The sequence below is a fragment of the Streptomyces sp. NPDC058052 genome (genome assembly GCF_042885515.1).
In the GTDB taxonomy this organism is placed as follows: Bacteria; Actinomycetota; Actinomycetes; order Streptomycetales; family Streptomycetaceae; genus Streptomyces.
In genome coordinates this window covers 179,446-206,068 of record NZ_JBHVRX010000009.1, presented here as the reverse complement: position 1 = coordinate 206,068, position 26,623 = coordinate 179,446, and the positions used below count along the sequence as shown (strand labels likewise).

General features: G+C 72.9%; 24 protein-coding genes. 16 read left to right on the top strand and 8 right to left on the bottom strand.

Annotation, left to right across the window (positions count from 1 at the left end; all coding sequences use genetic code 11):
• Positions 1–58 precede the first annotated feature (58 nt).
• A complete protein-coding gene (locus ACFVU3_RS15680) occupies positions 59–1,288 on the top strand; it encodes a hypothetical protein (protein ID WP_390066442.1) in 1,230 nt (409 codons plus the stop codon).
• Here ACFVU3_RS15680 and ACFVU3_RS15675 read toward each other — a convergent pair.
• The gene (locus tag ACFVU3_RS15675; protein WP_390066441.1) at positions 1,285–1,863 is read right to left on the bottom strand and encodes a PadR family transcriptional regulator; all 579 of its coding nucleotides are present in this window, start codon (positions 1,861–1,863) and stop codon (positions 1,285–1,287) included. The two genes, ACFVU3_RS15680 and ACFVU3_RS15675, sit on opposite strands and share 4 nt — an antisense overlap.
• Before the next feature lie 96 nt (positions 1,864–1,959).
• Between ACFVU3_RS15675 and ACFVU3_RS15670 the strand changes: the two genes are divergently transcribed.
• Entirely contained in the window at positions 1,960–3,303 is a 1,344-nt protein-coding gene (locus ACFVU3_RS15670) for an MATE family efflux transporter (protein WP_390066440.1), read from the top strand.
• On the opposite strand, the gene ACFVU3_RS15665 is transcribed toward ACFVU3_RS15670, so the two are convergent.
• Positions 3,264–4,541: a glycosyltransferase 87 family protein gene (locus tag ACFVU3_RS15665; protein WP_390066439.1), complete on the bottom strand. Its 1,278-nt coding sequence runs from the start codon at positions 4,539–4,541 to the stop codon at positions 3,264–3,266. The genes ACFVU3_RS15670 and ACFVU3_RS15665 overlap by 40 nt on opposite strands.
• A 96-nt stretch (positions 4,542–4,637) precedes the next feature.
• Here ACFVU3_RS15665 and ACFVU3_RS15660 point away from each other — a divergent pair, with 96 nt between their 5' ends.
• Positions 4,638–5,780, top strand: coding sequence for a glycosyltransferase family 4 protein (locus ACFVU3_RS15660; protein WP_390066438.1), 1,143 nt, complete (start codon positions 4,638–4,640; stop codon positions 5,778–5,780).
• Between the two features lie 57 nt (positions 5,781–5,837).
• Here the strand turns inward: ACFVU3_RS15660 and ACFVU3_RS15655 are convergent, their stop codons facing one another.
• Positions 5,838–7,634 (bottom strand): AMP-dependent synthetase/ligase, encoded by a 1,797-nt coding sequence (locus ACFVU3_RS15655; RefSeq protein WP_390066437.1) that lies wholly within the window; start codon positions 7,632–7,634, stop codon positions 5,838–5,840.
• Positions 7,635–7,892: 258 nt separating this feature from the next.
• Here ACFVU3_RS15655 and ACFVU3_RS15650 point away from each other — a divergent pair, with 258 nt between their 5' ends.
• From ACFVU3_RS15650 to ACFVU3_RS15625, 6 genes are all read left to right on the top strand, one after another.
• The gene (locus ACFVU3_RS15650) at positions 7,893–8,660 is read left to right on the top strand and encodes a metallophosphoesterase (RefSeq protein ID WP_390066436.1); all 768 of its coding nucleotides are present in this window, start codon (positions 7,893–7,895) and stop codon (positions 8,658–8,660) included.
• A gap of 204 nt (positions 8,661–8,864) precedes the next feature.
• A complete protein-coding gene (locus tag ACFVU3_RS15645; RefSeq protein WP_390066435.1) occupies positions 8,865–9,305 on the top strand; it encodes an SRPBCC family protein in 441 nt (146 codons plus the stop codon).
• A 60-nt stretch (positions 9,306–9,365) separates the two neighbouring features.
• A complete protein-coding gene (locus tag ACFVU3_RS15640) occupies positions 9,366–10,532 on the top strand; it encodes an ArsA family ATPase (protein ID WP_390066433.1) in 1,167 nt (388 codons plus the stop codon).
• A 55-nt stretch (positions 10,533–10,587) separates the two neighbouring features.
• Positions 10,588–11,094 (top strand): DUF5304 family protein, encoded by a 507-nt coding sequence (locus tag ACFVU3_RS15635; protein ID WP_390066432.1) that lies wholly within the window; start codon positions 10,588–10,590, stop codon positions 11,092–11,094.
• 67 nt (positions 11,095–11,161) lie between these two features.
• On the top strand, positions 11,162–12,103 hold the full coding sequence (locus ACFVU3_RS15630; RefSeq protein WP_390066431.1) for an ROK family glucokinase: 942 nt from the start codon (positions 11,162–11,164) through the stop codon (positions 12,101–12,103).
• 90 nt (positions 12,104–12,193) lie between these two features.
• Entirely contained in the window at positions 12,194–12,949 is a 756-nt protein-coding gene (locus tag ACFVU3_RS15625; protein ID WP_390066430.1) for an endonuclease/exonuclease/phosphatase family protein, read from the top strand.
• Positions 12,950–13,048: 99 nt separating this feature from the next.
• Here ACFVU3_RS15625 and ACFVU3_RS15620 read toward each other — a convergent pair whose 3' ends face one another.
• Together ACFVU3_RS15620 and ACFVU3_RS15615 are read right to left on the bottom strand one after the other, a co-directional pair.
• Complete coding sequence (locus ACFVU3_RS15620) at positions 13,049–13,720, bottom strand: hypothetical protein (RefSeq protein ID WP_390066429.1); 672 nt, start codon at positions 13,718–13,720, stop codon at positions 13,049–13,051.
• Positions 13,713–14,495: an alpha/beta hydrolase gene (locus ACFVU3_RS15615; protein WP_390066428.1), complete on the bottom strand. Its 783-nt coding sequence runs from the start codon at positions 14,493–14,495 to the stop codon at positions 13,713–13,715. The genes ACFVU3_RS15620 and ACFVU3_RS15615 overlap by 8 nt, the downstream gene beginning before the upstream one ends.
• A gap of 189 nt (positions 14,496–14,684) precedes the next feature.
• On the opposite strand from ACFVU3_RS15615, the gene ACFVU3_RS15610 reads away from it, so the two are divergent.
• The 4 genes from ACFVU3_RS15610 to ACFVU3_RS15595 all read left to right on the top strand — a co-directional run bounded on the left by ACFVU3_RS15610 (position 14,685) and on the right by ACFVU3_RS15595 (position 18,465).
• A complete protein-coding gene (locus ACFVU3_RS15610; protein ID WP_390066518.1) occupies positions 14,685–15,416 on the top strand; it encodes a lysophospholipid acyltransferase family protein in 732 nt (243 codons plus the stop codon).
• Positions 15,417–15,453: 37 nt separating this feature from the next.
• Positions 15,454–16,683, top strand: a complete 1,230-nt coding sequence (macS, locus tag ACFVU3_RS15605; RefSeq protein WP_390066427.1) for a MacS family sensor histidine kinase — start codon at positions 15,454–15,456, stop codon at positions 16,681–16,683.
• A gap of 53 nt (positions 16,684–16,736) precedes the next feature.
• The gene (locus ACFVU3_RS15600) at positions 16,737–17,384 is read left to right on the top strand and encodes a response regulator (RefSeq protein ID WP_390066516.1); all 648 of its coding nucleotides are present in this window, start codon (positions 16,737–16,739) and stop codon (positions 17,382–17,384) included.
• A gap of 79 nt (positions 17,385–17,463) precedes the next feature.
• Positions 17,464–18,465 (top strand): 2-hydroxyacid dehydrogenase, encoded by a 1,002-nt coding sequence (locus ACFVU3_RS15595; RefSeq protein WP_390066426.1) that lies wholly within the window; start codon positions 17,464–17,466, stop codon positions 18,463–18,465.
• On the opposite strand, the gene ACFVU3_RS15590 is transcribed toward ACFVU3_RS15595, so the two are convergent.
• Together ACFVU3_RS15590 and ACFVU3_RS15585 are read right to left on the bottom strand one after the other, a co-directional pair.
• Positions 18,462–20,339, bottom strand: a complete 1,878-nt coding sequence (locus tag ACFVU3_RS15590) for an anthranilate synthase family protein (RefSeq protein ID WP_390066425.1) — start codon at positions 20,337–20,339, stop codon at positions 18,462–18,464. The two genes, ACFVU3_RS15595 and ACFVU3_RS15590, sit on opposite strands and share 4 nt — an antisense overlap.
• 252 nt (positions 20,340–20,591) lie before the next feature.
• Positions 20,592–23,396, bottom strand: coding sequence for an N-acetylmuramoyl-L-alanine amidase (locus tag ACFVU3_RS15585; protein ID WP_390066424.1), 2,805 nt, complete (start codon positions 23,394–23,396; stop codon positions 20,592–20,594).
• A gap of 177 nt (positions 23,397–23,573) precedes the next feature.
• On the opposite strand from ACFVU3_RS15585, the gene ACFVU3_RS15580 reads away from it, so the two are divergent.
• Together ACFVU3_RS15580 and ACFVU3_RS15575 are read left to right on the top strand one after the other, a co-directional pair.
• Positions 23,574–24,935: a class II 3-deoxy-7-phosphoheptulonate synthase gene (locus ACFVU3_RS15580; protein WP_390066423.1), complete on the top strand. Its 1,362-nt coding sequence runs from the start codon at positions 23,574–23,576 to the stop codon at positions 24,933–24,935.
• Positions 24,936–25,057: 122 nt separating this feature from the next.
• Complete coding sequence (locus tag ACFVU3_RS15575; protein ID WP_390066422.1) at positions 25,058–25,303, top strand: bacterioferritin-associated ferredoxin; 246 nt, start codon at positions 25,058–25,060, stop codon at positions 25,301–25,303.
• A 7-nt stretch (positions 25,304–25,310) separates the two neighbouring features.
• Here ACFVU3_RS15575 and bfr read toward each other — a convergent pair whose 3' ends face one another.
• On the bottom strand, positions 25,311–25,787 hold the full coding sequence (gene bfr / locus ACFVU3_RS15570) for a bacterioferritin (RefSeq protein WP_030314454.1): 477 nt from the start codon (positions 25,785–25,787) through the stop codon (positions 25,311–25,313).
• 181 nt (positions 25,788–25,968) lie between these two features.
• Between bfr and ACFVU3_RS15565 the strand changes: the two genes are divergently transcribed.
• Positions 25,969–26,613, top strand: a complete 645-nt coding sequence (locus ACFVU3_RS15565; RefSeq protein WP_390066421.1) for a sulfite oxidase-like oxidoreductase — start codon at positions 25,969–25,971, stop codon at positions 26,611–26,613.
• Positions 26,614–26,623 lie beyond the last annotated feature (10 nt).

Genomic DNA, 26,623 nt, shown 5'->3' with positions numbered 1-26,623 from the left:
CCGCCGCCCCACGGCTCCGGGAGGCATGAAGCCGTCACTCTTCCGTACGATCTGAGGTGTGACAGGGGCAGGGCAGGGGTGCGGCGCGCGACGGCCGGGGGGAGCGCTGCTCGTCCTGCTCCTCGCCCTCGCCGCCCTCGTCGGCTGCGGCACCGCCGCCCGCCCCGCCGATCCGGCCCTCCGTGAGGTCCAGGCCCTCCTCGACCGGCACGCCGAGGCCCTCCTCGACCGCGACGAGACCGCCTGGCTCGCCGCCGCCGACCCCGCCCACCGGTCCGCCGCGCGGACCGAGTTCCGCCGGCTCGCCGAGGTCCCGCTGGCCGGCTGGAGCTACCGCGTCACCGGCGTCGACCGGACCGGCGAGGGGCGGCTCACCGCCCGCGTCGCGCGCGGCCACCGGATCGCGGGGTACGACCGGGGCCCCCTCGACACCGACCGGGTCATGGAGCTGGCCGAGCGGGACGGACGCTGGTACGTCACCGGTGAGCGGCCCGCCGAGGGCGCCCCGGAGCGGCTCTGGGAGCAGGGCGAGGTCGCCGCGGCGCGCGGGGCCCGCTCGCTCGTCCTCGGCGTCGGCCAGGACCGGGACCGGCTGGCCGAGATCGCCCGCCTCGCCGACCGGGCGGTGCCCGCCGTCGACGCGGTGTGGGGACCCGGGTGGGCCCGCCGGGTGCTGGTCCTCGTCCCCGCCTCCCTCGACGACATGGGCGGGCTGCTCGCGGTGGACGGCTCCCAGTACCGGGGGATAGCGGCCGTCACCACCGGGGAGACCGAGCGCCGGGCCGCCTCCCCGGCGGACCGGGTGATCGTCAACCCCGAGGCGTACGGGGTGCTCGGCGACTTCGGCCGGGGGCTGATCCTCACCCACGAGACCGTGCACGTGGCCACCCGTGCCGACACCTCGGCGTCCACCCCGGTCTGGCTCTCCGAGGGCTTCGCCGACTGGGCCGCCTACCGGGGCGGCGACCGGACCCCCGCCGAGGCCGCCCCCGAGCTGCGGCGGGCCGTGCAGGCCGGGGACGTGCCCGCGGCGCTCCCCGAGGACGAGGACTTCGCCTTCGCCGGCGACTCCGAGGCCCTGGCCCGGGCCTACGAGACCGGCTGGCTGGCCTGCGCGATGATCGCCGACCGCTGGGGCGAGGACCGGCTGACCGCCTTCTACCGGGAGGTGGGCGCCCATCCGGGCCGGGACGGCGCGGTGGAGAGCGCCCTGCGGAAGGTGCTGGACACGACGCCGGAGGCGTTCACGGAGGACTGGCGGGCGTACCTGCGGGAGAAGCTCGCCTAGGCCGTCGCTTCCGGATCCCGCCGGGCTCCAGGGTCCTGGGTCCTGTCCGCGCGGGCGTCGAGTTCGGCGAGGGCCTCGGCCAGCCACGCCTTCTCCTCGGTGCCGGTCGCGCGGGCGACGCGGAGCATGCCGCGGCGGAAGAGGTCGGGTTCCTCCTCGACGGTGGCCGGGGCGCCGTCCTCGTAGAAGAAGCTGGCCGGGGTGAGCAGGAAGGTCTGGCGGCGGCGGAGGACGGCGGCCTGTCCGGCCGGGTCGGGCAGCAGGCCGAGGAAGGTCAGCACGGTGAAGAAGCGCTGCCCGTCGGTGATCTCGACGTCCTTGGGGGCACGGAGCCGGGCGAGCAGCGCGGCGCGGCCCGCGGGGGTGAGCGAGAGGGTGCGGCGCGGGGCGGCGCTGGTGCCGGGCTCGGTGCGGCTCTCCACCAGGCCCTTGTCCACCAGGCGGTTGATGGCCGGGTAGAGGGCGCCGTCGCTGACCGGGCGGACGTGGCCGCTCAGCGCGCGGATGCGCTCCTTCAGCTCGTAGCCGTGCAGCGGCCGCCCGTACAGGAAACCCAGGATCGACAGCTCCAGCACCGGTCGCCCCCTCCTCGCGCTTGTCCGGGATCGTCACCGCATGCTACCTCTTTTCGAGGTGCCTCGAATCGAGGTACATCGAAAAGAGGGGGAGCTGTGGAGTCGCAGCGGAGTCATCGCCGTACGCTCGTCCGGCTCGGCGGGCCGGTCTACCTGGAACTGCTCGCCGGGGTCACCGCCGGGATCATCAACATGGTCTGGGTCGCCCGGCTCGGCGGGGACGCGGTCGCCGCCGTCGCCCTCGCCGGCAACGTCGAGAACCTGCTCCTCGGCGTGGTCCTCATGGCCGGCTCCGGCACCACCGTGCTCGTCGCCCGGGCCCGCGGCGCCGGCGACCCCGGCGCCGTCCGCACCGCCGTCCGGGGCGGGACCGTCCTCTGCGCCCTGCTCGTGCCGCCCGTCGCCCTCGGCGGCTTCCTGCTGCGCGAACCCCTCGCCGCCCTGCTCCTCGGCGGGACCGGGACCGGCGGGGACGCGTACCGCCTCACCGCCGCCTACCTCGCCGTCTCGCTCCCCGGCACCGCCGTCTTCTTCGCGGGGAACGTCGTCGACGGGATCCTCAAGGGCGCCGGCGACACCCGCACCCCCATGCGGCTCGCCCTCCTCGCCAACGGCCTGATCCTGGTCCTCGACCCGTTCCTCATCCACGCGTACGGGGTGCCCGGCGCCGCCCTCGCCACCGTCCTCGGCCGCAGCGCCGCCCTCGCCGCCGGACTGGCCGCGCTCCGCCGCCACCCGCTGCTCAGGGCCGCCCGGGCCACCCCGCCCGCCGGGAGCACCGGCGCGGCCGTGCGCCGCACCGCCGCCACGGGACTGCCGATGGCCGCCGACTTCACCGTCCGGATGGCCGGGGCGCTCGCCCTCGCCGTCGTCGTCGCCCGGCTCGGCGTCACCGAGACCGCCGCCTACGGCATCGCCACCAAGGCCATGTACGTCGCCACCATGGCCTTCTACGCGGTGCGCCAGGCCGCCGCCATCCACACCGCCCACCTGCTCGGCGCCGGGGCCGGCGACCGGGGACCGGTCGCCCGGGCCGCGACCCTGCTCGGGGCGGCGCTCGGGGCGGGCTTCGCCGCGGTGCTGTGGGCCGGCGCGGACGGCGTGATGCGGCTCTTCGGGGCCGGGCCCGACGTCGCCGAGGCGGGCGCGCTCCTCCTGCGCTGCCTCGCCGGCTACCTGCCCCTCCTGGGCGCGTACATCGCCGCCGCCGGGGTCTTCGAAGGGGCGGGGGCGAGCCCGTACCTGGCCAGGATCACCGTCGCCGGCGTCCTGCTCCAGCTGCCGCTCGCCCTCGCCCTGTCAGGGCTCGGGCTCCCCGGCGTCTGCCTGGCCATGACGCTCGCCATGGCCGCGCAGGGCGGCGCGCTGGCGGTGCTGCACCGCCGTACCGCCCGCGCCGCTCAGGCGGAGCGGGTCAGCACCCTCTCGGGCTCCGGCTGACCCTCCGGGACCGGGATGACCGTGCCGGCCTCGGTGACCGTGTGCTTCCACAGGATCCGGCAGGCCATCAGGGTCGCCGCGATCAGCAGGCCGTTGCGCAGGAACAGCACGCCGATGCCCAGCCAGTCGCTCTGGGTCACGTGCGAGAACCAGACCGGGAACTCGAACTGCGTGACCGCCGTCGCCCACAGGATCAGATACGCCGGAGTCCGCATCCGGCTCGACCGGTACACCAGGCAGACCGCGGCGAGACCGACCAGCCAGATCATGTACTGGGGGGAGATCACCCGGCTCGTCGCGGTGAAGAGCAGCACCGCGACGAAGGCCGCGTCCGCCACCGTCGAGGAGGTGAAGCGGCGCGCCTTGAACCGCCACAGCAGCAGCCAGGCGAAGGCGGCCACGGTCAGCGCCATCGCGCCCTTCGACACCCAGGAGACGTACGGGCCGAGGAACTCGATCGAGCCGTAGTTCATCCGCGCCTCGCCGTCCCAGCCGAAGTGCCGGGCCACGTGGAAGACCATCGCGCCCAGCGACTCGACCTCGGTGCCCCGCTCGCTCTGGAAGGAGAGGAAGGCCAGCGAGCCCGGCATCCAGAGGGCGCACAGCGCCAGCACGCCCGCCGCCGTCCCGGCCGCCACCGGCCAGGAGCGCCAGGTCGCCCGGCCCTTCGGGGTGCCCGCGAGGATCAGCGCCGGCCACACCTTCAGCACCGCGCCGAAACCGGCGAGCGCGCCCAGTATCCGCGGGCTGCGGATCGCGGCGAGGAGACCCGCCACGGCGACGGCGGTGACCATGATGTCGTAGCGGGCGTACGCGGTCGGCCCCATCAGCGGCACCGCCGCCAGCCAGAGCCACGCGCCCCGCATCGACCGGCCCGGCCGGCCGCCCGTGCGCACCAGGAGCCCGAAGACCAGGGCGTCGCAGAGGAAGGCCAGCACGAAGAACGCGGCCGAGTAGCCGAGGAACGGCAGCAGCGCGGGGGAGAGGATCGCCAGGGCGGCGGCCGGCGGGTACTGCCAGGTGACGTCGTCCTGCGGGTACGTGCCGGTCTTCAGGACCTCGTACCAGCTCTGGTAGATCTGCTCGACGTCACTGGTGACGTCCGGGCCCGGAACCACCACGATCTTGAAGACGCACACCAGGAGGATGATCCTGGTCAGTGCCCAGAGGCCCAGCGGAAGACGCAACTCCCGCAGCCGCGTAGCCGTGCGCGAGCCGATCCCCACTGCGCCCGTCATACCTGTCCTGTTCCTGTCCTGTCGGTCCGCTCGCGCGGAGGGGTGTGGTGCCGGGCGTAGGGTGCGATCGCGTGCCATCACGTACTGTCGGTCACGATGCACAAGACCCTGATCGTAACGAACGACTTCCCGCCGCGTCCCGGCGGAATCCAGGCGTTCCTGCACAACATGGCGTTGCGACTGGACCCCGACCGGCTCGTGGTCTACGCCTCCACGTGGAAGCGAGGCCGCGAAGGGGCGGAGGCCACCGCTCTGTTCGACGCGGAACAGCCTTTCACGGTTGTCCGGGACCGCACCACCATGCTGTTGCCCACACCACGTGCGACCGCCAGGGCCACCGCGCTGCTGCGCGAGCACGGCTGTGAATCGGTCTGGTTCGGCGCCGCCGCACCCCTCGGACTGATGGCCCCCGCGCTGCGCCGGGCCGGTGCGAAGCGGCTGGTCGCCACCACCCACGGGCACGAGGCCGGCTGGGCCCAGCTGCCCGCCGCCCGGCAGCTGCTGCGCCGGATCGGCGAGGGCACGGACACGATCACCTACCTCGGCGAGTACACCCGCTCCCGGATCGCCTCCGCCCTCACCCCCGCCGCCGCGGACCGCATGGTGCAGCTCCCGCCCGGCGTCGACGAGAAGACCTTCCACCCCGGCTCCGGCGGCGACGAGGTCCGGGACCGCCTCGGCCTCACCGACCGCCCGGTCGTGGTCTGCGTCTCCCGGCTCGTCCCGCGCAAGGGCCAGGACACCCTGATCCGCGCCCTGCCCCGGATCCTCCGGCAGGTGCCGGACGCGGTCCTGCTGATCGTCGGCGGCGGCCCGTACGAGAAGGACCTGCGCCGGCTCGCCGCCGAGACCGGCGTCGCCGCCTCCGTGCGCTTCACCGGCGCCGTCCCCTGGTCGGAGCTGCCCGCCCACTACGGCGCCGGCGACGTCTTCGCCATGCCCTGCCGCACCCGCCGGGGCGGCCTGGACGTCGAGGGGCTCGGCATCGTCTACCTGGAGGCGTCCGCGACCGGCCTCCCGGTCGTCGCCGGCGACTCCGGCGGCGCCCCCGACGCCGTCCTCGACGGCGAGACCGGCTGGGTCGTCCGGGGCGAGTCCGCCGAGGACACCGCCGACCGCGTCACGACGCTCCTGCTCGACCCCGCCCTCCGCGCCCGCATGGGCGAGCGCGGCCGCGCCTGGGTCGAGGAGAAGTGGCGCTGGGACCTGCTCGCGGAGCGGCTCAGAGAGCTGCTCTGAGCCCCGCACGCACGAGGGAGGGGCCCGGCGCGTGCGCCGGGCCCCTCCCTCGTGGTCTCACTTGCTGTAGATCGCCTCGATCTCGTCGGCGAAGTCCTTCGCCACCACGTTCCGCTTCAGCTTCAGCGACGGGGTGATGTGGCCCGCCTCCTCGGTGAACTGGGAGGCCAGCACGCGGAACTTGCGGACCGACTCCGCCTTGGAGACCGCCGCGTTGCCGTCGTCGATCGCCCGCTGGACCTCCGCCAGCAGCTCCGGGTCCTCGCGGAGCGCGGCGGCGGTGGTGCCGGCCGGCTTGCCGTGCTCGCTCGCCCAGCGGCCCAGGAACTCCTCGTCGAGGGTGACCAGCGCGCCGACGAACGGGCGGCCGTCGCCGACCACCATGCACTCCGCCACCAGGGCGTGGGCGCGGATCCGGTCCTCGATGACCGCCGGGGCGACGTTCTTGCCGCCCGCCGTCACCAGGATCTCCTTCTTCCGGCCGGTGATCGCGAGGTAGCCGTCCTCGTCGAGGGTGCCGATGTCGCCGGTGTGGAACCAGCCGTCCGCCAGCGCCTCGGCCGTCGCCGCCTCGTTGTTCCAGTACCCCGTGAAGATGTGCTCGCCGTGGAGCAGCACCTCGCCGTCGTCCGCGATCCGCACCACCGAGCCCGGCAGCGGCTGGCCGACCGTGCCGATCTTCGGGCGGTCCCACGGGTTGAAGGCGGTCGCCGCGCACGACTCCGTCAGGCCGTAGCCCTCCAGGACGGTGAAGCCGATGCCGCGGAAGAAGTGGCCGAGGCGCTCGCCCAGCGGCGCCCCGCCGGAGATCGCGGCCTCGCCGCGCCCGCCGAGCACCGCCCGCAGCTTCGCGTAGACCAGCTTGTCGAAGATCTTGTGCTTCAGCTTCAGGCCGAAGGACGGGCCCTGCGGGGTCGCGAGGGCGCGGCTGTAGGCGATGGCCGTGTGCGCGGCCTTGTCGAAGATCTTGCCCTTGCCGTCGGCCTGCGCCTTCGCCCGCGCCGAGTTGTAGACCTTCTCGAAGACCCGCGGCACGCCGAGGATCAGCGTCGGGCGGAAGGAGGCCAGCTCGTCGGTGAGGTTCTTGATGTCGGGCACGCAGCCGAGCTTGATCGGCGCCATCACGGCACCGATCTCGACCAGGCGCCCGAAGACGTGCGCGGCCGGCAGGAAGAGCAGCACCGAGCACTCGCCCGTGCGGAAGAGCGGCTTCAGACGCTCCACCACGTTGCCGCACTCGGCGAAGAACGCCCGGTGGGTCAGCACGCAGCCCTTGGGGCGGCCGGTCGTGCCCGAGGTGTAGACGATGGTCGCCGGGTCGTCCGCGTTCGCCGCCGACATCCGCGCGTCCAGCGTCTCGTCCGAGACCTCCGCGCCCGCCGCCTGCAGCGACGCGATCGCGTCGTCCTCGATCCGGACCAGGCCCTTGAGCGCCGGCAGCTCGCCGCGCACGGACTCCACGGACGCCTCGTGCGCCGCGGACTCCACGATCGCCAGCGAGGCGCCCGAGTCGCCGAGGATCCACTGGATCTGCTCCGGCGAGCTGGTCTCGTACACCGGCACGGTCACCGCGCCCGCGCTCCAGATCGCGAAGTCGAGCAGCACCCACTCGTAACGAGTGCGGGAGAGCAGGGCGACGCGGTCGCCCACTCCGACACCGGCCGCGACGAGGCCCTTGGCGGTCCCGCGGACCTCGGCGAGGAACTCCTTGGCGGTGACGTCCGTCCACACGCCGTCGACCTTGCGGCCCATCACGGCGACGTCTGGGTGCTGGGAGGCGTTGCGGCGGATGAGATCCGTCAGGTTGCCGTCCGAAGGGACCTCGTACAGGGCCGGAAGGCTGAACTCGCGCAAGACTGCTGCTCCTCATCGGGCTCCGGTGCCACGGCTCTGTGTGGACGCACCGGTGCGGTCCATGATCGGGCAGGTGCTCGTGGGGGTGAGCACGACTGTGGACTGCCCGGACGTTACCCACCAGTACGTGGTTCCCGATAGGGGGTCCCGGCCAGATGTTCCGTGCGTCACACCAGCGTGACGGCCCTCTCCGCACAGTAATCCACAGCTTTCCCGACTCCCAAGTAACCGCAGGTCCGACGCCCTAAGGTGGGGCACATGCGAGTCCACGTGGTCAGCGACGTGCACGGCAACACCGACGCCCTCGCCCGGGCGGGGGACGGCGCCGACGCCCTCATATGCCTCGGCGACCTGGTCCTGTTCCTCGACTACGCCGACCACAGCAGGGGCATCTTCCCCGACCTCTTCGGAGTGGCGAACGCCGACCGGATCGTCGAACTGCGCACCGCCCGCCGCTTCGACGAGGCCCGCGACCTGGGCCGCAGCCTCTGGGCCGGACTCGCCGTCGACCGCGAGACCGCCATCGAGACCGCCGTCCGCCGCCAGTACGCCGACCTCTTCGCCGCCTTCCCCACCCCCACGTACGCCACCTACGGCAACGTCGACATCCCCACCCTCTGGCCCGAGTACGCCGGTCCCGGCACCACCGTCCTCGACGGGCAGCGCGTCGAGATCGGCGGCCTCGTCGTCGGCTTCGTCGGCGGCGGCCTGCGCACCCCGATGCGCACCCCGTACGAGATCTCGGACGAGGAGTACGCCGCCAAGGTCGAGGCCCTCGGCGAGGTCGACGTCCTCTGCTCCCACATCCCGCCCGACGTCCCCGACCTGACCTACGACACCGTCGCCCGCCGCTTCGAGCGCGGCAGCCGCGCCCTCCTCGACGCCATCCGCCGCACCCGCCCCCGCTACGCCCTCTTCGGCCACGTCCACCAGCCGCTGGCCCGCCGGATGCGGATCGGCGCCACCGAATGCGTCAACGTCGGGCACTTCGCCGCCACCGGCCGCCCCTTCGCCCTGGAGTGGTGACCCCGGGGCGGCGGCACCGGACCCGTGGCCCCGCCCCGGGACCCGTGGCCCCGTCCCCGGACCCGTGGCCACCGGCCAGGACGGTGCGCGCCGTCTCGGTGACCGGGCCGTCACCGGGCCGGGGCCCGGGGCGCGATAGCCTTCCCCCGGCACGTGTCCGTGCCCTCGACTTCCGCCGGACCGCACAGTGGAGGAGCCACCGCGATGGCCGAACACACCAGCTCGAGCATCACCATCGAGGCGGCGCCGGCCGACGTCATGGGTGTGATCGCCGACTTCGCCCGCTACCCCGACTGGACCGGTGAGGTCACCCAGGCCGAGGTCCTGGAGACCGACGCCGCCGGCCGCGCCGAGAAGGTCCGGCTCGTCCTCGACGCCGGCGCCATCAAGGACGACCACACCCTCGCGTACACCTGGACCGGTGCCCACGAGGTCAGCTGGACCCTGGTCAAGTCCCAGATGCTCCGCTCCCTCGACGGCTCCTACCGCCTCACCCCGCTCGGCGGCGACCGCACCCAGGTCACCTACCAGCTCACCGTCGACGTCAAGATCCCCATGCTCGGCATGATCAAGCGCAAGGCCGAGAAGGTCATCATCGACCGCGCCCTCGCCGGCCTGAAGAAGCGCGTCGAGTCCCAGCCCTGAACCCCGGGCGCCCGGAGACCGGAACCCGGCCTCCGGCGGACCCGCGATAGCGTCACCCGCATGCGGATCATCCTCGTCACCGGAGCCGGCGGCGCCGGGCGCACCACGGTCGCCACGGCGACCGCCCTCGCCGAGGCCCACGCGGGCCGCCGCGTGCTGCTCGTCCCCGGCGACACGGACCCGGCGCACGCCGGACCGGTCACCGACGCCGTCCGCGACGCGGGCCCCGGGACGCTCACCGTCCTGCGGCCCGACCCCGCCGGCGACTTCCGGCGCGAGTTCCTCGCCCTCCAGGCCCGCTCCGGGACCGTCCTCGACCTCCTCGGGGCCTCGCCCTTCGAGGACGCCGAACTCACCGAACTGCCCGGCAGCCGCCAGTTCGCCCTCCTCCGGGCGCTGCGCGAGACGGCCGCCGGCGACCACGACCTCGCCGTCGTCGACCTGCCGCCGCTCCGCGAGGCCCTCACCGTCCTCGCCCTCCCCGAGCAGCTCCGCCGCTACCTGCGCCGGCTGCTGCCGCCCGAGCGGCAGGCCGCCCGCGCGCTCCGCCCGATGCTCGCCCAGCTCGCCGGCGTCCCCATGCCCGCCCAGTGGCTGTACGAGACCACCGCCCGCTGGGAGCGGGAGCTCGCCGCCGTCCAGGCCGTCGTCGAAGCCCCCGGCACCACCGTCCGGCTCGTCCTCGAACCGGGCCCGGACGCCGCCGCCACCCTCCGCGACGCCCGCCTCGGCCTCGCCCTCCAGGGCCTCGCCCTCGACGCCGTGATCGCCAACCGGCTGCTCCCCGCCGCGTCCGAGGACCCCTGGCTCGCCGCCCTCACCGCCGAACAGCACCGGCACCTGGAGGCCCTCCGCGCCGACGCCGGCGAGATCCTGCACGAGCTGCCGCACCTCGGCCGCGCCCCCCGCGGCCCCGAGGACCTCGCCCTGCTCGCCGCCGTGCGGCCCGGCCTCCCGCCCGTCCCCGCGCCCGCGCCGACCGTCGAGGACCGCCGCGCCGAGGACGGCGTGCTCGTCTGGCACCTGCCGCTGCCCGGGGCCGTCAAGCGGGAGCTCTCCCTCGTCCGCAGGGGTGACGAACTGCTCCTCGGCGCCGGATCATTCCGCCGCACCCTGCCCCTCCCGCCCGCCCTGCGCCGCTGCACCGTCACCGGCGCCGGACTCGTCGACGGCGATCTCGCGATCCGCTTCGCCCCCGACCCCGGTCTCTGGCCCAAGGACTCCTGACCGCTCCTCCCGGGCGTGTACCGTCGAAGGAAGGGAAGCGACGGAGGAGTACGCCATGAGCAGCGATCCGGACGCCTGGGCCAAGGCGTGCGCCGAGGACCTGGAGGCGGAGAAGGCCCGCCGCCGCGCGGAGCACGGCGAGGAGCCCGGCTCACCGGCCGAGGAGTTCCGCAGGCTCTTCGAGGCCGTCGCCGACAAGCTCACCGGCGGACTCGGCGCCGCGGCCCCGCTGTTCGGCGGGCAGAACGCCGCCGAGGCGGCCGCCCAGGCCGCCGAGACCGTCAGGGGACTCGTCCACCACGCGAAGGCCGCCGTCGAGCCGGTCATCGAGCGCAACCCGCAGGTCTTCGACCACCTCGCCGCCGCCGGCGGCGAACTCCTCGCCGCCTACCGCTCGGCCGTCGAGGGCCACGAGACCCGCTGGACCCGCGGCCCCGGCCTCTCCGAGGACGACCCCCGCCGCACCGCCGAGACCCCCCGCGAGCCCGGCGGGGACCAGCCGGACGACCGCGGGGAGGGCGGCGAAGGCCCCACCACCGGCCGTCCCATCGATCTGGACTGATCCGTAAGGCGCCTCCCCCTCGGGTACGGTGGGCCCTAGCGGGGCTCGACCGAAAACTGAGGGATTCATGGGACTCACCATCGGCGTCGACATCGGCGGCACGAAGATCGCGGCCGGCGTGGTCGACGAGGAGGGCAACATCCTCGACACCCACACGGTGCCGACCCCGCCCACCCCCGAAGGCATCGTGGACGCCATCAGCGCGGCCGTCTCCGAGGCCGGCAAGGGCCACCCGATCGAGGCCGTCGGCATCGGCGCCGCCGGCTACGTCGACGACAAACGGGCCACCGTCCTCTTCGCGCCGAACATCGACTGGCGTCACGAGCCGCTCAAGGACAAGGTCGAGCAGCGCGTCGGCCTGCCCGTCGTCGTCGAGAACGACGCCAACGCCGCCGCCTGGGGCGAGTACCGCTTCGGCGCCGGCCAGGGCCACGACGACGTCATCTGCATCACCCTCGGCACCGGCCTCGGCGGCGGCATCATCATCGGCAACAAGCTGCGCCGCGGACGCTTCGGCGTCGCCGCCGAGTTCGGCCACATCCGGGTCGTCCCCGACGGCCTGCTGTGCGGCTGCGGCAGCCAGGGCTGCTGGGAGCAGTACGCCTCCGGCCGCGCCCTCGTCCGCTACGCCCGCCAGCGTGCCGCCGCCACCCCCGAGAACGCCGAGGTCCTCCTCGCGCTCGGCGACGGCACCCCCGAGGGCGTCCAGGGCAAGCACGTCAGCGAGGCCGCCCGCGCGGGCGACCCGGTCGCCATCGACTCCTTCCGCGAGCTGGCCCGCTGGGCCGGCGCCGGACTGGCCGACCTCGCCTCGCTCTTCGACCCCTCCGCCTTCATCGTCGGCGGCGGCGTCTCGGACGAGGGCGAGCTCGTCCTCGACCCGATCCGGAAGTCCTTCCGGCGCTGGCTGATCGGCGGCAGCTACCGCCCGCACGCCCAGGTCCTCGCCGCCCAGCTCGGCAACAAGGCCGGCCTGGTCGGCGCCGCGGACCTGGCCCGCCAGGGCTGACCCGACGACACCCCGGGGGCAGTCGTCCCCACCGGTCGATGCCCGTCGCGCCCTCTGGGGCGCGGCGGGCATCCGCCCTATCGTGGGCCCATGGCCCTCGACGCGACCGGCGCGCTGCCCGCCTCCCGTACCGAGCCGGACGGTTCCGCCGTGGTCCGGATCCTCAGCTACAACCTCCGCTCGATGCGCGACGACGAGGACGCCCTCGCCCGCGTGATCCGTGCCTGCGCCCCCGACGTCGTCCTCGCGCAGGAGGCCCCGCGCTTCTTCCGCTGGCGCAAGCACGCGGCCCGGCTCGCCGCCAAGAGCGAGCTGGTCGTCCTCTCCGGCGGGGCCACCGCCGCGGGACCGCTGCTGCTCTGCTCGCTGCGCGCCACCGTCGAGCGGACCGAGGACGTGCTCCTGCCGCTCACCCCCGGCCTGCACCGGCGGGGCCTCGCCACCGCCGTCGTCCGCTTCGGGGCCGTACGGCTGGGTCTCGTCAGCTGCCACCTGAGCCTGCGCGAGGACGAGCGGTACGCCCAGGCCGGGATGGTCCTCGACCGGGTCGCCGCGCTGGACACCCCGTACACGATCGTCGCCGGCGACCTCAACGAACGGCCCGGCGGCCCGGCCTTCACCCGGCTCACCCGGACGCTCCGCGACGGCTGGGAGGCCCGCCCCCGGGGCACCGAGCACACCCACCCGCAGCACGCCCCCCGGCAGCGGATCGACGCCGTCCTGGCGACGGACGGCGTCGAGTTCCTCGGCTGCGGCGTCCCCACCGGCCCGGACCCCGCGGACCTGGCCGCCGCCACCGACCACCTGCCGGTGCTGGCGGCGGTCAGGCTCCCGGCCACGGCCTGACGGCCGCCCCGGGCCCCGGCCCGCCGGGGCCCGCGGAGATCGGCTCACCGGCCGGTGCCGGTGCCGGCGGCCAGGGTCCGGGACCCGGCCGCGCCGGCGTCACACCACCGCGCCGCGGCCCGGGTCGTCGTACCCGTCGTCGTCCTCGTCGTCACCCTTCATCCGGGCCACCAGGGTCACGAAACCGCCCAGGAAGCCGCCGATGCACAGGGTGGTGAGCCACCAGGTCATGTCCCACTGGAGGAGGACGGCGACCAGCATCAGGACCGGGCCGCCGACCACCGCGAGCCAGGCGAACTTGGTGGTGGTGTCCGCCTCCGGCAGCGGTGGCGGCTCCGGCGGCACGAAGTGCCCCTCGTCCGAGCCGCCGGGCCCCTCCTCCGGCTCGGCCAGGCTGTAGTCGCGCGGGCCGTTGTCCGGCCGCACCCCCGGCGCGAAGACGATCGAGCTGCCGAGGGCCGGCTTCTCGTCGCCCTGGTCGCCCGAGTCGGGGCCCGGCTCCGGCTCCGGCGCGAGCGGCGACGGCGCCTCCCGCTTCGGCTCCGGCTTCGGCTTGTCCGGCTTCGGCACGTCACTGCCCGAGGCCGCGCGGGCCTCACGGGCCTCCAGCTCCTCCGGCTCCGGAAGCCTCAGGTTCTCGATCGGCCGGAACGGCCGCGTGCCCGGCGGGTCCACGGGCTCCTCGCCGTACCCCGCGACGATCGCGGCCCACGCCGCCTCCTCGTCGATGGGCTGCGGCTCCCGCTCGCCGCCGTCCTGCTGGTCAGCCACCGCTCCTGCTCCCCTTCCCGCCCACGAGTCCCGGGGCGAGACGCTCGACGAACGCCAGACTCTCCTCGAAGATCCTCTCCGCGTCATGGTCCAACGTCGCCACGTGGTAGCTCTGTTCCAGCAGCACCTCCCGGACGTCCGTGGAGGAGACACGACCGAGCACCCGGGCCGAGTCGGCCGGCGGCACCACGTGGTCCTGCGGGCTGTGCAGCAGCAGGAGCGGCTGGGTGACCTGCGGCAGCTCGCCGTCGACCAGCCGGAAGAACTGCCGCAGCGAGTGCGCCGCGTGCAGCGGCACCCGGTCGTACCCGACCTCGGTCATGCCCTCCTTCGCGATGTCGTTGGCGACGCCCTTCGTCGTCGGCACGAGGTGCCGCACGACCGGCAGCGCGTGCGCGGCGAGGCCGTGCACCTTGTTGCCCGGGTTGACGAGGACGATGCCGCGGACCGCGTCGCCGTGCTGCGCGGCGAGCCGCAGGGTCAGCGCCCCGCCCATGGACAGGCCGAAGACGAAGACGGCGGAACAGCGGGCGGTCAGCTCGCGCAGCGCCCGGTCCACCTCCGCGTACCAGTCGCGCCAGGTGGTGAGCTGCATGTCCTGCCAGCGCGTGCCGTGCCCGGGCAGCAGGGGCACCGACACCGTCAGGCCGCGGTCCGCGAGGTACTCGGCCCACGGGCGCATCGACTGCGGGGAACCGGTGAATCCGTGACAGAGAAGGACGCCGACCTCTCCGCCCTCATGGCGGTACGGCTCGGCTCCGGGAAGGACCGGCACCGGGATCTCCTGTTCGGTTGCGGCTCCGGCGCGTCAGGGGCGCCGGAGGCGTACGGCGATGGGGGAAGGACCTTCACGGTACGCGACCGGACCGACACCGACCAGGGCCGCAGCGGGGGCGGCACGTCGGTACGGGATAAAGTCGTGGCGACGGCACACGGAAGGCATGGCGAGTTGATCTACGGCGCAATGAAGTTCTCCATCGGCGGGTCCCTGAAGCTCGCCTTCCGGCCCTGGGTGGAGGGCCTGGAGAACGTGCCCGCCGACGGGCCCGCGATCCTGGCCAGCAACCACCTGTCCTTCTCGGACTCCTTCTTCCTGCCCGCGGTCCTCGACCGCAAGGTCACCTTCATCGCCAAGGCCGAGTACTTCACCACGCCCGGCGTGAAGGGCCGGCTGACCGCCGCCTTCTTCAAGGGCGTCGGCCAGCTCCCGGTGGACCGCTCGGGCGCCCGCGGCGCCGGCGAGGCCGCCATCAGGGCCGGCATCGAGGTCATCGAGGGCGGCGGCCTCTTCGGCATCTACCCCGAGGGCACCCGCTCGCCCGACGGCCGCCTCTACCGCGGCAAGCCCGGCGGGCTCGCCCGGGTGGCGCTGGCCACCGGCGCCCCGGTCATCCCGGTCGCCATGATCGACACCGAGAAGATCCAGCCGCCCGGCAAGGTCGTCCCGAAGCTGATGCGCCCCGGGATCCGGATCGGCAAGCCGCTGGACTTCTCCCGCTACCACGGCATGGACGGCGACCGCTTCATCCTGCGCTCGGTGACCGACGAGGTCATGTACGAGATCATGAAGCTCTCCGGCCAGGAGTACGTGGACATCTACGCGACGGCCGCCAAGCGGCAGATCGCGGAGGCCGAGAAGGCCGCCAAGGAGGCCGTGAAGGCGGAGATCGCCGCACGGGAAGAGTCCGGCGCCTGACCTCTCCCGCGGGGGAGCGCCGGTGGGGGTGGGGGAGATGGCCAAGCGCGAGCGTGTCGTGCGCATGTCGGTCGAGCAGCCGCTGTGGCGGGCTCTGACCGGATACCGCGTCCTGACGATGGTCTACGCGGTACTGATCTTCGTCACGGGCCGGGACCGCTACGAGCGGCCCTGGGTCGCCGTCGCCTACCTGGCGGTGCTCTGCGTCTGGACCCTCGCCACCCTCCCCAAGGTGGCGAACGCGGCCAGCTGCACCAAGCGCTTCCTCGTCGCCGACCTCACCCTCGCCCTCACCGGCATCCTCCTCACTCCGCTCGCGGACGCCCACGCCCAGTCCGTGGACGGCCCCACCCTGCCGACGATATGGACCGCCGGCTCCGTCCTCGCCTACGCCATCAAGGGCGGCTGGCGCTGGGCCGGCCTCGCCTCCTCCCTCGTCGCCGTCGCCAACATCGTCGAGCGGGCCCACCCCAGCCGGGACACCGTCCACAACGTCGTCCTGGTCTGGGTCGCCTCCATCGCCATCGGCTACGTCGTCGAGGTCGCCCGCGCCTCCGAGCGCACCCTCGCCCGCGCCCTGGAGATCGAGGCCGCCACCCGGGAGCGCGAGCGGCTCGCCCGCGACATCCACGACAGCGTCCTCCAGGTCCTCGCCATGGTGCAGCGGCGCGGCACCGCGCTCGGCGGGGAGGCCGCGGAGCTGGGCCGGATGGCGGGCGAGCAGGAGGTCGCCCTGCGGACCCTGGTCGCCGGCGGGCTCACCCGTACCAGCCACGTCTCCGAGGACGAGTCCGAGGGCGCGGTCGTCCGGGTCGTCGAGGTCGACGACGACCCGCGGGGCGACGTCCCGGTCGACCTGCGCACCCTCCTCGCCCCGCGGGCCGGGGCCCGGGTCACCCTCGCCGACCCCGGCGTGCCCGTCCCGCTGCCCTCCGGAGCCGCGCGCGAACTCGCCGCCGCCGTCGGCGCCGCCCTGGACAACGTGCGGACGCACGCGGGCGCGGACGCGTGCGCGTGGATCCTGGTCGAGGACTGGGACGACGAGGTCATCGTCACCGTCCGGGACGACGGGCCCGGCATCCCGGAGGGACGGCTCGCCGAGGCGGAGGGCGAGGGCCGGATGGGCGTCGCGCTCTCCATCCGGGGGCGCCTGCGCGACCTGGGCGGCACGGCCGAGCTGATCTCGGTCCCCGGCCAGGGCACCGAAGTCGAACTGAAGGTCCCGCGACCGCCGCGGGACGCACGGGGGAAGGCAGGAGAGAAGTGAACGAGGCCCAGCACGTGGCGGACTCCGCGGAGCCGCAGCGGCCGATCAAGGTGATGGTCGTCGACGACCACCCCATGTGGCGGGACGCCGTCGCCCGCGACCTGGCCGAGGCCGGCTTCGACGTGGTCGCCACCGCCGGCGACGGCGAGCAGGCCGTCCGCCGGGCCCCCGCCGCCGCCCCCGACGTCCTCGTCCTGGACCTGAACCTGCCGGCCAAGCCGGGCGTCCAGGTCTGCAAGGAGCTGGTCGGGACGCTGCCCGGACTGCGGGTCCTGGTCCTCTCGGCGAGCGGCGAGCACGCCGACGTCCTGGAGGCCGTGAAGTCCGGCGCCACCGGCTACCTGCTGAAGTCGGCCAGCACCGAGGAGCTGACCGACGCCGTCCGCCGCACCGCGGCGGGCGACCCCGTCTTCACCCCCGGCCTGGCCGGCCTGGTCCTCGGCGAGTACCGCCGCCTCGCCTCCGAGCCCCTCCCCGCCGCGGGCGCCGGGGAGCCCGAGGCGCCGCGCCTCACCGACCGCGAGACCGAGGTCCTGCGGCTGGTCGCCAAGGGCCTCAGCTACAAGCAGATCGCCGAGCGGCTGGTCATCTCGCACCGGACCGTGCAGAACCACGTCCAGAACACCCTGGGCAAGCTCCAGCTGCACAACCGGGTCGAGCTGGTCCGGTACGCGATCGAGCGGGGCCTCGACGAGGGCTGACCGGACCGGACGCCGGGCGCGGTGAGGGACGGAGCCGTATATTCGGGCGCATATGCGGCCTTCTGGTGAGAGGACTGTCGTGGAGATCCTGGCATTCGGCGTGCAGGCGGACGAGAAGCCGATGATCGAGAAGGCGTTCGCGGGTCACCATGACGTGCGCTGCCTCGACGTCTTCCTCACGGAGGACACCGCGCCCATCGCGGCCGGCTACGAGGTCATCTCCACCAGCGTCAACGCCATCCTCGACCACCGGGTCCTGCAGACCCTCGCGGCCGGCGGCACCCAGATGATCGCCCAGCGCTCCACGGGCTTCAACAACATCGACCTGGAGGTCGCCGAGCGCCTGGGCCTCACCGTCGCCCGCGTCTCGTACTACTCGCCGTACTCCGTCGCCGAGTTCGCCTGGACCCTCGCCATGGCCGTCAACCGGCGGATCGTCCGCGCCTCCCACCGCACCCGCGACTTCGACTTCCGCCTCGACGGGCTGATGGGCCGCGACATGCGCGGCCGCACCGCCGGCGTCCTCGGCACCGGCAAGATCGGCGAGGCGTTCGCCAGGATCGCCCACGGCTTCGGCATGCGGCTCCTCGGCTGGGACGTCGCCGAGAACCCCGCCTGCCTCGCCCTGGGCATGGAGTACGTCGAGAAGGACCGGCTCCTCGCCGAGGCCGACCTCATCAGCCTCCACGTGCCGCTGCTGCCCGCCACCCACCACATCCTCGACGCCGCCGCCCTCAAGGCCATGAAGGACGACGCCCTCCTGGTCAACTCCAGCCGCGGCGGCCTCGTCGACACCGACGCCCTCGTCACCGAACTGCGCGCCGGCCGCTTCGCCGGCGTCGGCCTCGACGTCTACGAGGCCGAGGCCGGCCTCTTCTTCCTCGACAAGTCCCTCGCGGGCGTCGAGGACGACACCCTGGCCCGCCTGGTGACCTTCCCGAACGTGGTGGTGACGAGCCACCAGGCGTACTACACCTCCGACGCGGTCGGCCAGATCATCGACACCACGGTCCAGAACGTCCTCGACTACACGCGGGGCGAACGCGGCGAGAACGTCCTGGTCCCGCGGATCACCTCCTAGACCAGCACTCCGGCGAGCAGCGAGGCCGTCACCGCCGCGCCCTCCAGCGTCAGCACCGACTCCGGGTGGAACTGCACCGACGCGAAGCCCGGCCCGCGCAGCGCGTGCACCTCGTCCGACTCCGGGTCCCGGCTCACCTCGATCCGGTGCAGCGCCAGCTCCGTCGCCTCACGCTCGTCGCAGCGCGCCGTGAAGCTGTTGTAGAAGCCGGCCGTCCGCTCCTGCCCGAAGAGGTCGATCCGGACCTGCGCGCCCTGGAACGGGGTCCGCTTGCGCACGATGTCCAGGCCCAGCTCCGCCGCGATCAGCTCGTGCCCCAGGCACACCCCGAGCAGGCCGTGCCGGTGGCCGCGCAGCAGCTCGGCGGTGAGCCCGCGCAGGAACCGCATCTTCGGGTCGGCCGCGTCCGCCGGGTCGCCCGGGCCGGGCCCCAGCACGACCGGGCCCTCGTGGGCGAGCGCCAGCTCCCGCAGCCCCGGCTCGTCGAACCGCAGCACCGACACCTCCAGGCCCGAGGACCGCAGCAGATGGGCGAGCATCGCGGTGAAGGTGTCCTCCGCGTCGATCACCAGCGCGTGACCCGTCAGCTCCGCCGACCGGGCCTGCATCCGCAGCCAGAACGGCGCCAGGTCGGCCCGCCGGGCGTCCAGCGCGGCCCGCACCCGCGGATCGTCCGCCAGCCGCGGCCCCGCCGGCGCGTCCTGCGCCTCCGGGCGCCCCTCCCGCACCCCGAGCGCCGCGAGCACCGCCGCCGCCTTCGCGTGCGTCTCCGCGACCTCGCCCGCCGGGTCCGAGTGCCGCACCAGGGTCGCCCCCACCGGCACCCGCAGCCGCCCGTCGGCCGCGATGTCGGCGGTCCGGATGAGGATGGGGGAGTCCAGCGTCTGCGCCCCGTTCTCGTCCGTGCCGAGCAGCGCCAGCGCCCCCGCGTAGTACGCCCGTCCGCCGGCCTCGTGACGCTCGATCACCCGGCAGGCGTTCTGCACCGGCGAGCCCGTCACGGTCGCCGCGAACATCGTCTCCCGCAGCACCTCCCGCACGTCCAGCGAGGACCGCCCGCGCAGCTCGTACTCGGTGTGCGCGAGGTGGGCCATCTCCTTCAGCCGGGGACCGATCACCACCCCGCCCATGTCCCCGACCGTGCACATCATCTTCAGCTCCTCGTCCACCACCATGGAGAGCTCCTCGGTCTCCTTGCGGTCGGCGAGGAAGGCGAGCAGCCCCTCGGCGGTCGGCGCGCCCCCGTCCGGGTAGCGGTACGTGCCGCTGATCGGGTTCATGACGACCGTCCCGCCCGACATCCGCACGTGCACCTCGGGGCTGGCGCCGACCAGGACCCGGTCCCCGGTGTGCACCACGAAGGTCCAGTACGCGCCCCGCTCGCCCGCCAGCAGCCGCCGGAAGAGGGCCAGCGCGTCGGCCCGCCCGAAGCCGGGGATCTCCCCGGTGTACGTCCGCCGGATGACGAAGTTGGCGCCCTCTCCGCCGCCGATCTCCTCCTCGACCACCCGCCGCACGATCCCCGCGTACTCCTCGTCGGAGACGTCGAAGGAGCCTCCGGCGACCTCGACGCGGTGCGCGGGCAGGGCGTCGAGCGCCTCGCCGAGCGGCAGCTCGTACGTCTCCTCCGCGACCAGCACGGAGAGCGGGGTGCCGTCGTCCCGCACGTCGAAGCCGCGCTCCCGGATCTGCCGGAACGGCACCAGCGCGAGCGCCGGCCGCTCGCCCACCGGCAGGTCGGCCAGCCGCTCCGCCTCGTGGACGGCCCCGATCAGCACCTCGACGGTGTCGTGGTCACGGCCGGGGGTGCGGCGGCGCAGCAGGGCGAAGGGCGGGGCGGAGTCGTCGAGGAGACGGGCGAGTTCGAAGGTCATGGCGTGCGGGTTCCTTCCGGTGGGGTGCGGAGAGGAACGGCCTCGCGGGTACGAGAAAGGCCGCCCCTCGGGCGGCCTTCGCGTGGTCTTCGGATACGCGCAGTCAGTGGGCCGCCGGAGGGACGGTCCACCACCAGTTCTGGGTCGGCAGCGCGTACATGCGAGCACTGTAACCCAGGGGGACACGGGAACGGGGTCCGTTCCACGCCGTGGACGGCGCGGAACGGACCCCGTGCGAGGAGACCGGCCCGATCAGACGATCAGGTTGTAGACCCCCCACCCGCCGCCGATCCGCTGCATGGGGGCGTACGGGTTCGGGTAGCCGCTGGTGTTCTTGTAGAACCACAGGACACCGGACTTGTCCCGGGCGATCAGGTCCGGCTTGCCGTCCTTGTCCAGGTCGCCGGGGCCGACCATGAGGTTGTAGACGCTCCAGCCGCCGCCGACCTTGCCGCGGGTGGCGTACGGGTTCGGGGAACCGCCGGTGTTCTTGTACATCCACAGGACGCCGGTGGTGTCCCGGGCGATCAGGTCGGGCTTGCCGTCGCCGGTCATGTCGCCGGTGCTGATCAGCTCGTTGTAGATGTTCCAGCCGCCGCCGACGCGGACCCGGGTCGCGAAGGGGTTCGGGGAGGCGCCGGTGTTCTTGTAGAGCCAGAGCACGCCGGTCTTGTCCCGGGCGATCAGGTCAGCGCGGCCGTCGGCGTTCATGTCGCCGACGCCGAGGATCTTGTCGTAGACGTTCCAGCCGCCGCCGACCTTGAGCCGCGTCTTGAACGGGACGGAGGGGTTGCCGGTGCCCTTGTAGTACCAGAGCACCCCGTCCTTGTCCCGGGCGACGACGTCCCCGGTGCCGTCGGCACGGAGGGTCGTCATGGGCGTGATCGTGTTGTAGACCTGCCACCCCGGCCCGACCCGGTACTTGGTCAGGAACGGCGCGGAGCCGGTCCCGCTGCCCTGGTACTGCCAGAGCACGCCGGCGGCGTCACGGGCGATGACGTTGTTGCGGTTGGTGGTGGGGACGGCGGCCTTGGTGGTGACCTCCTTGATGTCGGCGGCCTTCACCCAGGCGAGGCGGTGGTTGAACCGGATGGGCACGAACAGGTTCGTCTTGCCCACGACGCGGGTGCCCACGGCGTTGTACGTGCTGGAGAAGTAGTCACCGGGGACGGCGGGGCCGACCTTCACGTACTGCTGGCCCGCGGGGAGGCTGTACTTCGTCAGCGAGGCGTTGTTGCTGGTCTGGACCGGGACACCGGTGCCGGTGTACGCGGAGTCCTCGGGGTAGGCACGGCCGTAGACCGGGATCGACGTGGCGCCGTCCTTGGCGGTGATCGCCGTCTTCACGCCGACGAGCGAGGTGAACTGGCCGCCCGGGTTGTAGAACCACGCCTTCTTGCCGCCGAACCAGATGGCGGTCCAGTTGCCGCGGGACTCGGCGACGACGTGCACGCTGCCCGCCGTGACCTTGTTCGCCCAGTTCGAGCCCTGCGACCAGAGCGCGGTGAAGTACGGGTCCTTCAGAGCATTGGCCGGGTCGGCCACGGGCTCCGAGTAGAGGTAGACGAAGTTCGTCGGCTGGGCGGGAGCCGTCTTGTTCGCCCCGGCGGCCTCGTCGTAGTACGTGAGCGTCGGCTGGTTGGCCGAGGTGAACGGCGGCACGATCCGGACGAGCTGGCCGGCCTGGAGGAGGCCGCCCGCGTTGCCGGCGCCGGTGGGCGCGCCCATCTTGCCCATGAAGAGGTTCCAGTCCCAGAACGGGCCCGGGTCCCAGTGGTCCTGGATCTTCGAGTCCAGGATGCTCGGCACGTCGTCGTGGCCGATGATGTGCTCGCGGTCCAGCGGCACGGAGAACTTCGCCGCGAGGAACTTCACCAGCGCGGCGGTGGACTCGTACTGCGGCTCCTTGTACCAGCCGCCGCCGCCCTTGATCGCGTATCCCTCCTGCTCGATACCGATCGAGTGCATGTTCACGGTCTTGTTGCCCGCGTGGAACGCCTCGTTCTTGGTCTCGACCATCTGGGTCACGCGACCGTCGTTGCGCACGACGTAGTGCGCGCTCGCCCAGCTGTTGGCGTTCTTGAAGACGCTGACCGCGCCGTCGTGGGTGCCCTCGACGTCGTGGATCACGATCTGGTTGATCGCGTAGCCGTTGGAGCCCCGGTCGGCGACGTTGAAGTTGCCGAGGTCCTTCACGTACGCGGCGGAGTCGTAGGCGCACGCCAGGCCGGCCGGGCACTCGACCGTCGCGGTCGTCGCGGCGAAGGCGGCGGCCAGCGGGACGTTCGACGGCTTGACGGGCTCGACGCCCGGGTCGGCCGGCAGGACGACCTGCTCGCCGTCGGTCGTGAGGGCGCTCTCGCCGGTCCTGATCGACTCGAAGACCCGCTTGGCGAACAGGTCGGCGCCCTTGCGGTCCTCGGACTGGCTGAAGCGGGCGACCGCCGGGTACCAGACGCCGGGCTCCTCCGACAGCTCGGCGCCGGCCTGCTTCTGGTAGTCGGCGAGGAGGGCGGCACCGGCGCGGATGGACGCGGCCGTGTCGTTCTGGACGGCGTCGGTGGAGCTGTCGATCAGCTCGGCGGCCTTGTCCAGGGTGTGCAGGCGCGGGTCGCTGGTGTCGACGGTCTCCTTGCGGAGCGTCGCCAGCGCCTTCTCCTTGTCGAACTTCTTCTCGATCGCCGGGTCGCCGGAGCGGTTCATGAGATCGAGCGCCTGCGCGTCCGTGTCCTGCTCGAGGTCGGCGGCGTCGACCTTCGTCAGGCCCATGACGTTGTAGTCGCCGGTGACGCTCGGCTGCCCGTCGTGCGACTCCCACCGCGTCTGGCGGTACGAGACCGCCATCAGCACGCTCTGCGGTACGTCGAACTCCTCCGCCGCCGCGGCGAACTGCTCCTGGAGGGTGGCCGTGCCGGCGGGCTTCGCGTCGTCGGTGGTGCCGAGGAGGCCCGGCGAGGCGACCGCGATGGTGCCGATGGTCGCCGTGGCGACGACCGCGGCCGCCGCTCCGTACAAGAGTCGTTTCTTCTTGCGATCCCTGCGGTGCCTCTGGGTCACGCCCACCCCTGTGTCGTCAGCTATGTATGTGTGTGTCCGCGCCGAGCAACTTTGCTCGTTTGCTGAAACGGGCCTGAGGGTAACACCACTCGATGGAGTGAAGATCGCGTCCAGACATAACGGACGCGCGTCTCAGCCACTGGGCAGGGGACAGGACGGGACGAAGAACCCCGTAGGGTGGTCCGCGTGACCGTGAACGCTGAATCCCACGCCGTCGCCAAGGCGACCTGGCGAGACCTGCCCGCGGCGCAGCAGCCCGAGTACCCCGATGCCGAGGCTCTGCGCGATGTGATCGCGGACCTCGAGTCGTATCCCCCGCTCGTCTTCGCCGGCGAGTGCGACCAGCTGCGCGCCCGGATGGGAGCCGTCGCCCGTGGCGAGGCGTTCCTGCTCCAGGGCGGCGACTGCGCCGAGGCATTCGACGCGGTGTCCGCCGACCACATCCGGGCCAAGCTGAAGACCCTGCTCCAGATGAGCGCCGTCCTGACGTACGCGGCCTCGGTGCCCGTCGTCAAGGTGGGCCGCATCGCCGGGCAGTACTCGAAGCCCCGCTCCAAGGGCACCGAGACCCGTGACGGGGTGACCCTCCCCACCTACCGGGGCGACTCCGTCAACGGGTTCGACTTCAACGAGAAGGCCCGCGTCCCGGACCCCGAGCGCCTGAAGCGGATGTACAACGCCTCCGCCTCGACGCTCAACCTGGTCCGCGCCTTCACCACCGGTGGTTACGCCGACCTGCGCCAGGTGCACGCCTGGAACCAGGACTTCGTGAAGTCGTCCCCGTCGGGTCAGCGCTACGAGGCGCTCGCCCGCGAGATCGACAACGCGCTGAACTTCATGAAGGCGTGCGGCACCGACCCGGCCGAGTTCAAGGCCGTCGAGTTCTACGCCTCCCACGAGGCGCTGCTGCTCGACTACGAGGGCGCCCTGACCCGTACCGACTCGCGCACGGGCAAGCTGTACGACACCTCCGGCCACATGGTCTGGATCGGTGAGCGCACCCGCCAGCTGGACCACGCGCACATCGAGTTCGCCGCGCAGATCGCGAACCCGATCGGCATCAAGCTGGGCCCGACGACCACCCCGGAGGAGGCGCTGACGTACATCGAGCGCCTCGACCCGGACCGCGAGCCGGGCCGGCTGACCTTCATCGTCCGCATGGGTGCCGACAAGGTCCGGGACAAGCTCCCGGAGCTGGTCGAGAAGGTCACCGCCTCGGGCGCCACCGTCGCCTGGGTGACCGACCCGATGCACGGCAACACCTTCGAGGCGGCCTCGGGCCACAAGACCCGCCGCTTCGACGACGTGCTCGACGAGGTCAAGGGCTTCTTCGAGGTCCACAAGGCGCTGGGCACCCACCCGGGCGGCATCCACGTCGAGCTCACCGGGGACGACGTCACCGAGTGCGTGGGCGGCGGCGACGAGATCTTCGTCGACGACCTGCACCAGCGCTACGAGACGGCCTGCGACCCGCGCCTCAACCGGAGCCAGTCGCTCGACCTCGCGTTCCTCGTGGCCGAGATGTACCGCGATCAGTAAGTAGATACCTACGACGATGGGGCGCGGATCCTTGTGATCCGCGCCCCATCGTCGTAGCGAAGGCTTTTACGCCGCCCGGCCGCCGGGTAAGGTTAGGTTAGCCTAATCGATCTCGGCGGGAGGTGAACCGCGTGTACGTCTGCTCATGCTTCGGTGTCACGGAGAAGCAGGTCAAGGAGCACGCGGAGGCCGGTGCGTGCACGCCCCGCCAGATCGCGTCCGCCAGCAAGGCGGGCACGGACTGCGGTTCGTGCGTGCGGCGCATCCAGGCGCTGCTCGGGCGGGGGAACTGCCCGCGCCGCGAGCTCCTGGACCAGGGCATGCCGGCCCTCTCGGCGGAGGTCGCCGACCTGTCCGAGGCGGCCTAGCCCCCTCCTAGCTCGGCTGCTCGATGAGCGTCGAGATGTAGAGCGCCTCGCCCAGCGACTCGATCAGCTCCAGCTGCGTGTCCAGGTAGTCGATGTGGTGCTCCTCGTCGGCGAGGATCTCCTCGAAGAGGTTGGCCGAGGTGATGTCACCCTTGGCGCGCATGACCTCGATGCCCCGCTTGAGGCGGTCGATCGCCTCCACCTCGACCTGGCGGTCCGCCTGGAACATCTCGGTGAGGGTCTGGCCGACGCGCACGTGGAAGAGTCGCTGGTAGTTGGGCAGGCCGTCGAGCATGAGGATGCGCTCGGTCAGCTTGTCCGCGTGCTTCATCTCGTCGATGGACTCTTCGCGGGTGTACTTCGCGAGCTTCGTCCAGCCCTTGTTGTCCTGGATGCGGTAGTGCAGCCAGTACTGGTTGATGGCCGTCAGCTCGCCGGTCAGCTGCTCGTTCAGAAACTCCAGGACCTCGGGGTCGCCCTGCATCGCTCCAGGCTCCTTCCATCACGGGGTGTGTCCACCCCGTAACGGGGCAGGATGGCCGCATCCTCGCACTCCGAATGGGGGGCGTCCAGTAAGTGCATGCTTAGTAGGACTTGCCCGAATGGACGCGTCCGGGTGGGTGGCTGGTCATGACCACCCCTCGCGGTCTGTCACCATGGATGACATGGGTCAGCCGGAGAGCGGGGTACACCGGGAAGCGGGGATGCCGGACATTTCGCCCGAGCTTCCGCCGGGGCAGCGGCTCCAGCGCGGCTGGCCGGTCACCCACTACGGCCCCGTGCCCAAGTTCAAGCCGGAGCGCTGGGAGTTCCGCGTCTTCGGCGCGACCGCCGACGGCGACAAGCGCTGCTGGAACCACGAGGAGTTCTCGGCCCTGCCGTTCTCCACGGTGGTGGCCGACCTGCACTGCGTCACCAAGTTCAGCATGCTCGGCGCCGAATGGGGCGGGGTCGCCGCCCGCACGGTCCTGGAGCTCGCGCCGCCCGCCCCGCACGTCACGCACGTGATGGTCTGGGCCGAGTACGGCTACAGCGCCAACATCCGGCTCGCCGACTTCGCCGACGAGCGCACGATCTTCGCCACCCACAAGGACGGCGAGCTGCTCACCGCCGAGCACGGCTTCCCGCTGCGGCTCGTCGTGCCGCACCTCTACGCCTGGAAGGGCCCGAAGTGGGTCCGCGGCGTGGAGTACATGACGGCCGACCGCCGGGGCTTCTGGGAGGAGCGCGGCTACCACAACCTCGGCGACCCGTGGCGCGAGCAGCGCTACTCGTACCAGGAGGAACCGGGCGACGGCCCGGAGCTGTAGCCCCGGGCCG